Consider the following 7,434-nt stretch of genomic DNA (forward strand, 5'->3'; position numbering starts at 1 on the left):
TTGTTTAAAGGTCAGTTTATCAATTAAGTAAAAAGCTATGATTAGCACTATATATATTACTAAACCTTTTAACCAATACATAGACGAGGTACTTAAAAATACTATGATTACAAAAAACATATACAAATTTTTCACAAATATGTTGACTTTTAATTTTTTCGCAAAATATATGTCATTATATACTAACCAAATACAGAAACCTAAAAGGTTTAAAATAGCTATATCATTAATCCCTAATTGAAGATATATTCCAACAGAATTTAAAGTAATTATAACAAAACAAATTATCCAATTATTCCTATTGAAATCTTTTTCTAGCCTCAATGTCTTATATAAATTTACACCTAACAACATAATACTCGCTTGTGTAATAATACTTGGGTATAACCATCTTGTAATTTCTAAGGCAGGAACATAATCAGGTAAAATTTTTATGACTACTGGTTTTATTATGAAAAACGAGGAAAGAGCTATTGCTCCTCCTACAATTAAATAACTATAAAATTTCGAGTATAATTTTGATAATTTATTAACTTCAGTTCTCCTAATGTATGTGTAAAAATAAGAGGAAAAAGCTGAAATAAAAGAAAACGCTAGACCTAACAAAGTTACAGCAAATGCATAAAATGTAAAATCTTCTAATGTATAAAAATTATCAATCAAAACCCTAGCCACACTAAGAATTACTACACTCATTAAGTTTCCTATTAAAATATAAATTCCAATTTTGAAATTTTCACTAATATCAGTTTTCATTTCTTTAATATCTGTTTTCTCTCCAAAAACAAATGCTCTTGAGCGCATTATATACAGGATTAATATTAATAAATATGCTACTGTTTGAACTAGAACATATGGAATATAAGTATTGATTTCAGCAAATACCAAAGTTAAAGTTCCTAACAGTAAAATTAAGTTTTGTATAAGCGTAACTCTCGAAAAAATTTTAAATTCTTTCGTTATTTGATAAACAAAGTTAAAATATGCTATTAAATTTACTAATATTAAATTTATACTTACAAACAAATAGACAATTTGTCTATCTACCTGTTTTATAAATAAAAATATTAGTACACTTAATAAGATTCCTATTATTATTTGAAATACTAATAGGAATCTAAAATATGTTCGAAATCTTTCTTTCGGTAAATCATCCAAACTATATTTTCCATACTTTACAAAAATGCCATCATTAAAACCAAAGTGTGCTATCCCAACAAAACTTAAATATAAAGTGAATATACGTAAGTAGCCATACTGCTCTACCTCTAATACCTTAGGTACCAACAATGCCATTACAACCCCTACAAGAATTGTACTGATATTAGCTACTAATACTCTTATTAAATTATTATTAATTTTATAACTCTTAATAGTTGACTTAATATTAGGGCACCTCTTTAAAATTAATATTTAAGAAAATCCCACAAAATTTATCATTTATTTTCTAAAAGATAAGCTTTTAAAGCCTCTTTCCAATCTTGTAAAGAGCTAAATCCTTCATCTTCAATTTTTTGTTTACTTAATACTGAATAATGTGGACGTGCTGCTGGTCGAGGAAATTCCTCTGTTGTCACCGGATTGACCTTAACTCCTATGCCTGCTTGATTGAAAATCTCTACAGCAAATTCATACCAAGAACAAACCCCTGTATTTGTCGCATGATATATACCATATTTTTCAGAACGAATTAATTCAATCATAAAACGTGCCAAATCTACTGTATATGTAGGTGAACCTATCTGATCATGAACAACACTAATTTCATCATGCTCTTTTCCTAAACGTAGCATCGTTTTCACAAAGTTATTTCCAAATATCCCAAATACCCAAGCTGTACGTACAATAAAGAATTTATCTACAGATTGTTGTACAAATGTTTCACCTGCTAATTTTGTTTCACCATAAACCCCCAAGGGTTTTGTAGGTTCACTAGTTTCATAAGGACTTTTTGCTGTACCATCGAAAACATAGTCAGTACTAATGTACAACATTTTCGCCCCTATTTCTCCTGCAGCTTGTGCTAAATACTTTGTACCTAGTCCATTTACTTTATAAGCAGTTTCTGCATCTTCTTCTGCTGCATCAACATTTGTATAAGCTGCACAATGCATAATTGCATCTGGCTTAATTTTATTTATATAAGCTTGTACCGCCTCATTATTTGTTATATCTAACTCTTCACGATCAATGCCGTATACTTGTAAATCTGTATGTTCTAATTGTTTCAAAACGTCTTGTGCAAGTTGACCTTTTGCTCCCGTTACAATAACTTTCATTTACTTAACCTCTAATCTATTACCATATTGATTATCAAAGTATTCTTGGTATTCTCCAGAGATAATATTCTCCCACCAGTCTTGATTTTCTAAATACCAGCTAATTGTTTGTTCAATTCCAGTATCAAAGTTATATTTTGGTGACCAGCCTAACTCCTCACGAAGTTTTGTTGCATCAATTGCATAGCGGCGGTCGTGTCCTGGACGATCCGTCACATATTGAATTAGAGATTCTGGCTTATTTAACGCTTTTAAAATTGTTTTTACAATTTCAATATTTGTACGTTCGTTATTTCCACCAACATTATATACCTCGCCATTTTTCCCTTTATGAAGTACCAAATCAATAGCTTGACAATGATCTTCAACATGTAACCAGTCACGTACATTTAACCCATCACCGTATACAGGTAACTGCTTATTATTTAATGCATTAATAATCATTAATGGAATTAATTTCTCAGGAAAATGGAATGGTCCATAGTTATTAGAGCAACGTGTAATATTAACAGGTAAGCCAAAAGTTTCATGATACGCACGAACTAGTAAGTCTGCCCCAGCTTTACTTGAACTATATGGACTATTTGAAGCTAAAGGTGTTTCTTCTGAGAAATAACCTGTATCGCCTAAAGTACCATATACCTCATCTGTTGAAACTTGCAAATATTTCTTCACTTGTGCATTTTTTGCTGCATCTAATAGCACTTGAGTCCCTTGAATGTTTGTTTGAATAAATATATCTGGATTAGTAATACTTCTATCCACATGTGATTCTGCTGCAAAATTTAATACATAGTCAAATTTTTCTTCTTCAAATAATCGATTGATAAACTCGCGATCAGCTATATCACCTTTAACAAATTTATAATTAGGTAACCCCTCAATCTCTTTTAGATTCTCTAAATTACCTGCATACGTCAATGCATCTAAATTGACAAGGTTATATTCAGGGTATTTCTTTACCATATAACGCACAAAATTACTTCCAATAAATCCTGCTCCACCTGTTACTAATACTTTCATGTTGCTCCTCCTTAATTTCCATATACAAAATTAATATTTGCTTCTTCCAACATTGGATGTTTGTTATCTTTATCCGATAGTATTGGATTACTTACTGGCCAATCTATTCCTAGCGCTGGATCATTCCATAAAATACCAGAATCATGTTCTGGAGAATAATATTCATCTACTTTATAAGCAACAGTTGAATTAGGTACTAATGTACAAAAACCGTGTGCAAATCCTTTTGGTACAACTAGCTGACGTTTATTATGTTCACTTAAAATAACACCCACCCATTGACCATATGTAGGCGAACCTTTACGAATATCAACCGCTACATCATAAATGGCACCAGTAATACAGCGAACTACTTTTGTCTGTGCTTTAGGATTTAATTGAAAATGTAAACCACGTAATGTTCCAACAGGCACTGACAATGATTGATTATCTTGAATAAATTCATATTTTAAACCTAACTTATCAAATGCATCTTTATTATAACTTTCCATAAAATATCCACGATGATCTCCAAATACATTTGGCTCTAAAATAAGTACATCAGGAATTTTTGTCTCAATAATCTTCATATGTAATACTCCTTTATTGATAAATTGGTTGCTTCTGCTTACTTTGCTCTGCCAATTTCATTAAATATTGACCATATTGATTCTTTTTCATAGGCTCTGCCAGAACTAATAATTGCTCTCGATTAATATATCCTCTTCTAAAAGCAATTTCCTCTAAACAAGCTACCTTTAAACTTTGACGTTTTTCAATTGTTTCAATAAATTGTGATGCCTCTAATAATGATTCATGCGTACCTGAATCCAGCCATGAGAAACCACGTCCAAGAATCTCTACATTTAATTCATTGGCTTCTAGATATACTTTATTGATATCTGTAATCTCTAGCTCACCACGAGCTGATGGTTTAATATTTTTAGCAATCTCTACGACTTTATTATCATAAAAATAAAGCCCAGTTACTGCATAATGGGATTTGGGATTTTCTGGTTTTTCCTCAATGGATATAGCTTTTCCGTTCTCATCAAACTCAACTACTCCAAAACGTTCTGGATCATTTACATAATACCCAAAAACAGTCGCTGCATTTTGACGCCCTACAGCATTTTGTAATAATTGAGTTAAGCCATGTCCGTAAAACATATTATCCCCTAATATTAAAGCGACTGAATCATCACCAATAAAATCTTCTCCAATAACAAATGCCTGTGCCAATCCATCCGGCGATTCTTGTACTGCGTATTCAAGATTAATTCCAAACTGAGAACCATTCCCTAGGAGCTCCTCGAAACGTGGTGTATCCTGTGGCGTAGATATAATTAAAACATCCTGGATTCCAGCCAACATTAATACTGATAATGGATAGTAAATCATTGGTTTATCGTATACTGGTAACAATTGTTTTGAAACAGCTGTAGTAAGTGGATACAAACGTGTTCCACTTCCTCCGGCTAAAATAATTCCTTTCATAATCATAAATCTCCTTTATTATAAAATTAATAAGCACCCTTACGTAAAATTACATTTATAACTGTAAAAATTATAATCTTAATATCAAAATATAAAGAAGCATTATCCACATAATGAAGTTCTAATTCTACTCGTTCTGGATAACCAACATCACTTCTCCCACTTACTTGCCAATATCCCGTAATCCCTGGTTTAACAGATAAAAACTCACGTTCTCTATGACCGTATTCCTTTAATTCTTCTTTTACCACCGGCCTTGGACCAACAAGACTCATGTTACCTTTTAAAACATTAATGAATTGCGGTAACTCATCTAGGCTCGTTTTTCTCAAAAACTGTCCTAATTTGGTAATGCGAGGGTCTTCATTTGGTTCTAATTTATAATTATTAGCAACATATTTTTTATATAATAGTTCATTTTCTTTTAATTTTCCCTCTGCATTTACAATCATTGAACGGAATTTATAAATATGGAATTCTTTTCCGTTTTTACCCATTCGGACTTGTTTAAAAAATACAGGTCCTTTATTATCCCCCCACATATAAAGGATTGAAATTACGATGAAAATTGGGGAGAAAATCACTAACCCTATTATAGCGCCTATAAAGTCTAATATTCTTTTAAAAAACAAGTAAACTATACTTTGATTTTTTATTACCAGCTCTTTCGATTCAACTGGAGTACCTACTATTTTTCTGCTTTCCAACTTTATCTCCCCCCTTTTATAAACATCTCTGCTTTTACAGTTTCACTAATATATTCTAATAATCTTTCCCTTAGTTCCACATGCTGCAATGCCATTTCAATCGTAGTCTTAATAAAACCAAACTTTTCTCCAACATCATAACGGGTTCCTTCAAAATCATACGCAAATACGCGTTGAATTTCGTTTAGGTGTTGAATTGCATCTGTCAATTGAATTTCGCCACCTGCTCCTGTTTCTTGATTTTCGAGGAACGCAAAAATTTCTGGTGTTAATACGTAACGACCCATAATTGCTAAATTAGATGGCGCTGTTCCTTGAGCTGGCTTTTCAACAAATTGACGTACTTGATAACGACGGTTATCTTGTTCAATTGGATCAATAATACCGTAACGATGCGTTTCATTTTTAGAAACTGTTTGTACACCAATAACTGATGATTGTGTTTCTTCATATTGGTCCATCAATTGACGTAAGCACGGTGTTTTTGCCTGGACAATATCGTCACCAAGTAATACTGCAAACGGTTCATTCCCAATAAATTTACGTGCACACCATACTGCATGTCCCAACCCTTTTGGTTCTTTTTGTCTTATGTAATGAATGTTAATTTTTGAAGATGCTTGTACTTTTTCAAGCATTTCGTACTTTCCTTTTTCTTGTAAGTTTTGTTCTAGCTCAAAAGAATGATCAAAATGATCTTCAATTGCGCGCTTCCCTTTTCCAGTTACAATAATAATATCTTCAATTCCTGATTCTATCGCTTCTTCCACTATGTATTGAATTGTCGGCTTATCGACAATTGGTAACATTTCTTTCGGCATCGCTTTCGTTGCTGGTAAAAATCTTGTACCAAGGCCAGCAGCTGGGATAATCGCTTTCCTTACTTTTTTCAATTATATTCCCCCATATCATTTTTTTTTTGTAACAATAACAAAAACCCTACCTATGAAGTCATAATTATAACTCCATAGGTAGAGTTTCTATTATAAATAAATTACGGGCATCTAACCCCACCTCACGTCATACCCCCGACGACAAGCGTCTAAGGTAGGTTCGAAATAAAAATTTCTACCCACAGCACGACCGAGTGCCCCCGTTGATAACGGTTAGGAGACATCACCCAAACTCTTCAATTAAAAAATACCGAACAATTTTTTACGACGAATTTTTTCTGGATCTTCTTTATAAATTGCTTTCCCGCTAATTATTAAATACGGATTCTCTCTTAAATCATTCATAACACTTGCACCAAATTCTTTCTCAATTAGGTCATAGCTCTCTGCTAGATGAAATCCTCTTGACGTTGTGTTATGCGCATCCGATGCGATCATGTGCGTTAAATTATGTTCCACAAGCTGCAGTGAAAACTTTTTAATTTTTTTACCAAATTTCCCTAGTAAACTACCTGCTGTTACTTGTGTTAATGCTCCTTTATTTACCAGGTTATATAACTTATCTGGTCGCTCAATTAACTCAGCATTACGTTCTGGGTGAACGATAATTGGAATCATTCCCTTTACACGTAGTTCATATAATAGTTGTTCAGCATAACGAGGTACGTGATTTGACGGGAATTCAATGAATATATATTTATTTGTTTCATTTAAAGTAACAATTTTACCAGCTTCATAGTCCTCTAATAAATCACCATATAATCTGACCTCTTGCCCCGGCAAAATTTTTAGTGGAATTTCATTCTGCTGTAACTCATCATTTAATTGCTTCACTTGATGAATAATGGAAGTACGCTCGTTTACATATTTTCCATTTTGATGATGTGGCGTTGCGACAATTGTATGTATTCCTTCTGCCACAGCATGTTGTGCCATCGCTAAACTATCCGTTACTGTTTGCGCCCCGTCATCGATACCAAATAAAATGTGACAATGTAAGTCAATCATTCTTTTCATCCTCCCTCTCTCATGATAATCTTTTTTCCCTTGAATATG

8 protein-coding genes are annotated in these 7,434 nt (G+C 32.6%); all 8 read right to left on the bottom strand.

Features of this window, described 5'->3' with window-relative positions; all coding sequences use genetic code 11:
* On the bottom strand, positions 1-1,296 hold a 1,296-nt coding region (locus tag KI369_RS19255), incomplete at its 3' end, for a lipopolysaccharide biosynthesis protein (protein ID WP_212957012.1).
* Between the two features lie 140 nt (positions 1,297-1,436).
* Positions 1,437-2,279 carry a dTDP-4-dehydrorhamnose reductase gene (gene rfbD, locus KI369_RS19260; protein WP_212957013.1) on the bottom strand — a complete coding sequence of 281 codons (843 nt, stop codon included), beginning with the start codon at positions 2,277-2,279 and terminating at the stop codon, positions 1,437-1,439.
* Positions 2,280-3,302, bottom strand: coding sequence for a dTDP-glucose 4,6-dehydratase (gene rfbB, locus KI369_RS19265; protein ID WP_212957014.1), 1,023 nt, complete (start codon positions 3,300-3,302; stop codon positions 2,280-2,282).
* An 11-nt stretch (positions 3,303-3,313) separates the two neighbouring features.
* Entirely contained in the window at positions 3,314-3,871 is a 558-nt protein-coding gene (gene rfbC, locus KI369_RS19270; RefSeq protein WP_212957015.1) for a dTDP-4-dehydrorhamnose 3,5-epimerase, read from the bottom strand.
* Between the two features lie 13 nt (positions 3,872-3,884).
* On the bottom strand, positions 3,885-4,778 hold the full coding sequence (gene rfbA / locus KI369_RS19275; protein WP_212957016.1) for a glucose-1-phosphate thymidylyltransferase RfbA: 894 nt from the start codon (positions 4,776-4,778) through the stop codon (positions 3,885-3,887).
* A gap of 26 nt (positions 4,779-4,804) precedes the next feature.
* Positions 4,805-5,485 (bottom strand): sugar transferase, encoded by a 681-nt coding sequence (locus KI369_RS19280; protein ID WP_212957017.1) that lies wholly within the window; start codon positions 5,483-5,485, stop codon positions 4,805-4,807.
* A 2-nt stretch (positions 5,486-5,487) separates the two neighbouring features.
* Positions 5,488-6,378 (bottom strand): UTP--glucose-1-phosphate uridylyltransferase GalU, encoded by an 891-nt coding sequence (gene galU, locus KI369_RS19285; protein ID WP_212957018.1) that lies wholly within the window; start codon positions 6,376-6,378, stop codon positions 5,488-5,490.
* A 240-nt stretch (positions 6,379-6,618) separates the two neighbouring features.
* Complete coding sequence (locus tag KI369_RS19290; protein WP_212957019.1) at positions 6,619-7,386, bottom strand: tyrosine-protein phosphatase; 768 nt, start codon at positions 7,384-7,386, stop codon at positions 6,619-6,621.
* Positions 7,387-7,434: the final 48 nt, after the last annotated feature.

The organism is Bacillus sanguinis (assembly GCF_018332475.1).
In the GTDB taxonomy this organism is placed as follows: Bacteria; Bacillota; Bacilli; order Bacillales; family Bacillaceae_G; genus Bacillus_A; species Bacillus_A sanguinis.

Excerpts from the sequence above, each read along its gene's own strand:
- rfbD (WP_212957013.1), bottom strand. The coding sequence starts at position 2,279 with ATGAAAGTTATTGTAACGGGAGCAAAAGGTCAACTTGCACAAGACGTT.
- rfbB (WP_212957014.1), bottom strand. The coding sequence starts at position 3,302 with ATGAAAGTATTAGTAACAGGTGGAGCAGGATTTATTGGAAGTAATTTT.
- rfbC (WP_212957015.1), bottom strand. The coding sequence starts at position 3,871 with ATGAAGATTATTGAGACAAAAATTCCTGATGTACTTATTTTAGAGCCA.
- rfbA (WP_212957016.1), bottom strand. The coding sequence starts at position 4,778 with ATGAAAGGAATTATTTTAGCCGGAGGAAGTGGAACACGTTTGTATCCA.
- KI369_RS19290 (WP_212957019.1), bottom strand. The coding sequence starts at position 7,386 with ATGATTGACTTACATTGTCACATTTTATTTGGTATCGATGACGGGGCG.